The following is a 2,859-nucleotide window of genomic DNA, read 5'->3' on the forward strand; positions in this document are numbered from 1 at the left end:
GGGAGGGCACGGGGACCCGAGGTGGGTCCGGGTTCGGTCGAGGCGCGCCCGGGCTGCCCCGTCCCATGACCACCCTTCAGGCCTCGGCCTCCTGGCGGCCGTGGCCCGCGCGGTCACCGGCCGCGATCCCGGGGCAGCGCCCGCGCGCGCCTCGACCGAACCCGGACCCACCTCGGGTCCCCGTGCCCTCCCCTGGAGAGACGATGAGTTCCATCCGTGTGACCGGCCTGCGGGTCCGGCACCGCAAGACGCTCGCCCTCGATGCGCTCGACCTGGTGCTCGGCACCGGTGTGCACGGGCTGCTGGGGCCGAACGGGGCCGGGAAGACCTCGCTGATCCGGGTGCTGGCCACGGTGGCGCGGCCGGACGCCGGCCGGGTGGAGCTGCTCGGTGAGGACACCGCCGGCCACCGCGGACTGGCCGGGGTGCGGCGCCGGCTGGGCTACCTGCCGCAGGAGTTCGGCTACTACCCGGGCTTCACGGTGCGGGAGTTCGTGGCGTACGTGGCCTGGCTGAAGGAGATGCCGGCGGCGGACGTGCCGGCGGCCGTGGAGCGTGCGGTGGCCCGGGTCGGCCTCGCGGACCGTATCGACGCCAGGGTCCGGACGCTGTCCGGCGGCATGGTCCGCCGGGTCGGCATCGCGCAGGCCATCGTCAACGACCCCGCCGTCCTGCTGCTGGACGAGCCGACCGCCGGTCTGGACCCGGAGCAGCGGGTGGAGTTCCGCGAGCTGCTGCGCGAGCTGGGCGCCTCGGCGACGGTCGTGGTCTCCACCCACCTCGTGGAGGACGTGGCCGCCGCCTGCACGGAGGTCACCCTGCTGGACGGGGGCCGGATCGCGTACCGGGGCACGCCCGGGGCGCTCACCCTGCTCGGCGAGGCGTCGGACGGGCCGGGCGACCATCCGATCGAGCGCGGCTACACGGCGGCGCTGCGGGCGCACCGCGCGCCGGGTGCGCGGGAGGCGGTGCGATGACCCTCGTCACCGAGCCCGTCACCGGGCCGACGGCGGCCCCGCGTGCGCCGCACCCGCTGCGCGCCGAGTGGCTGCGGGGTTTCGCGCCCTGGGCCGGGGCCGCGGTACTGCTCACGCTCGGCGTGACGCTGTGGGCGAAGGCGGACCAGTGGCAGGGCGGATGGTCGGAGACCGCCGGCCAGCTGCACTCGGCGATGCTGATCACCCTTCCGCTGGCCGCGGCGGCGGGCTGCTGGCAGGGCGGCCGGGAGCGCCGGCGCCGTACCGAGGAGCTGTGGGGGACGACCGTACGGCCGCCGCTGGTCCGGCTGCTGGCCGCGGCGCTGCCGGTGGCGGGCTGGGTGGCCGTGGGCTACCTGCTGACCGCGGCCCTGGCCCAGCTGGCCACCTGGCCCTACGCCCAGGGCGACCGTCCCCACCTGACGCTGCTGCCCGGGGACACGGCCGCCATGGCGGCCGGTGCGCTGGCCGGGCACGTGGCGGGCCGGGCGGTGCCGGCGCGGCTCGCGGCGCCGCTGCTCGCGATGGCGGGATATGTGGGCCTGGGGATCGTGACGATGGGTCGCTCGGTCCCCGGCCACGCCCTCAGCCCCACCACGTCGCTTCCGTCCGGCGGGCTGCCCGTGTGGTGGCAGCCCTGGGCCATGGCGGTGTGGACGGGCGGACTGGCGTTCGCCATCGTGCTGGCGTACGCCGCCCGGCGCCGGATGACGGCCGTGCTGCCGCTGGCCGCCGCGCTGGCCGCGGGCACGCTGCTCGCGCAGACCGGGAACGGCCTGTGGCATGCCGACCCCCTCGCCCGCCGTCAGGTGTGCGACACCTCCACCACCCCGGCGGTGTGCGTCAATGCCCGGTACGCCGGGATGCTCCCGCAGGTCGGCGAGGCCCTGTCGGGGGTCACGGGCAAGCTGGACGGGGTGCGGAACCTGCCGGTGCGGTGGGCGGACCGCGGCGGCGCGCCGCGCGCCGGCGAGGCCCGGCTGCCGGGCATCACGCCGCTGGGCTGGTCGGCCGTACGGGGGCGGCTGACGGATCCGGAGCAGTTCGCGTGGGAGGCCGTCGCCGCGCTGCAGGGCTACGACTGTCCCGGGCGGACCCGGACGGCCCGGGTGCTCCGGGCGGACGACGCCGTCGAGCACTACCTCGCGCCGACCTCGACGGGCAAGGCGATCGACGAGGACGACGCCCGGGGCGACGCGACGCGGCGCGCCGACCTGCGCGAGCGCCGCGCGGCCCGCGCGAAGCTGGCCGGCATGGACGAGCGGACACGCCGGGAGTGGCTGTCGGCCTACTTCGCGGCCCACGCCGACTGCGACGCCGAGGGGGTGCCGGCCCTGTGACCGGACCGCTTCTGTACGCCCGCTCCCGGGCGCTGCCCGCCACGCTGGCCGCGCTCGCCGGCACCGCCGCCTTCGCCCTCTGGGCGGCCGGCCGGCTGGACGCCTACCTCGACCCCGACCGCCGGGTGCCCATCGTCGCGCTGGCGCCGCTGCTGGCGTCGGCGGTGATCGGGGCGAGCCTGTACAGCGCCTCGGACGAGCTGGACCGTACGGCCGTACGCCCCTGGTGGCCGCGCCGGCTGGCCCAGCTGACGGCCCTGACCACACTGGCGGCCCTGCTGGTCGTCCCGGCCGTGCTCGGCCACGCGGACACCTTCGGCCCGCCCGCCGTCATCCGCAACACCCTGGGCTGCGCGGGCGTCACCGCGACGGCGGCCGTCCTGCTGGGTGCCCGCCTGAGCTGGCTCCCCGCGTTCGCCTACGTGACCGCCGTCTACCTGGGCTCGGGCGGAGGGCGGTGGGCGGACCGGACTTGCTGAAGCGGAGCCGCACGGTGACCGTCTGGCCCTCCTTCGGCGCGCGCTTCAGCTTCTCGAACATCA

Annotated in this window: 2 protein-coding genes and 1 pseudogene; all 3 read left to right on the plus strand. The window is 77.2% G+C overall.

Annotated features, from left to right (window positions below):
• The first annotated feature begins 203 nt into the window (after window positions 1–203).
• Window positions 204–977: an ABC transporter ATP-binding protein gene (locus ABZV94_RS41065; RefSeq protein ID WP_356350148.1), complete on the plus strand. Its 774-nt coding sequence runs from the start codon at window positions 204–206 to the stop codon at window positions 975–977.
• The gene (locus ABZV94_RS41070) at window positions 974–2,317 is read left to right on the plus strand and encodes a hypothetical protein (protein ID WP_356350150.1); all 1,344 of its coding nucleotides are present in this window, start codon (window positions 974–976) and stop codon (window positions 2,315–2,317) included. The genes ABZV94_RS41065 and ABZV94_RS41070 overlap by 4 nt, the downstream gene beginning before the upstream one ends.
• Window positions 2,314–2,763: pseudogene (locus tag ABZV94_RS41075) on the plus strand (hypothetical protein); the annotation flags it as partial. The gene ABZV94_RS41070 and the pseudogene ABZV94_RS41075, both read left to right, overlap by 4 nt.
• Between the last annotated feature and the right edge of the window lie 96 nt (window positions 2,764–2,859).

The organism is Streptomyces sp. NPDC004658 (genome assembly GCF_040609555.1).
GTDB lineage: Bacteria > Actinomycetota > Actinomycetes > Streptomycetales > Streptomycetaceae > Streptomyces.

Bases quoted from the DNA above. Each gene is read 5' to 3' on its own strand.
- ABZV94_RS41070 (WP_356350150.1), top strand. From the start codon at position 974: ATGACCCTCGTCACCGAGCCCGTCACCGGGCCGACGGCGGCCCCGCGT.
- ABZV94_RS41065 (WP_356350148.1), top strand. From the start codon at position 204: ATGAGTTCCATCCGTGTGACCGGCCTGCGGGTCCGGCACCGCAAGACG.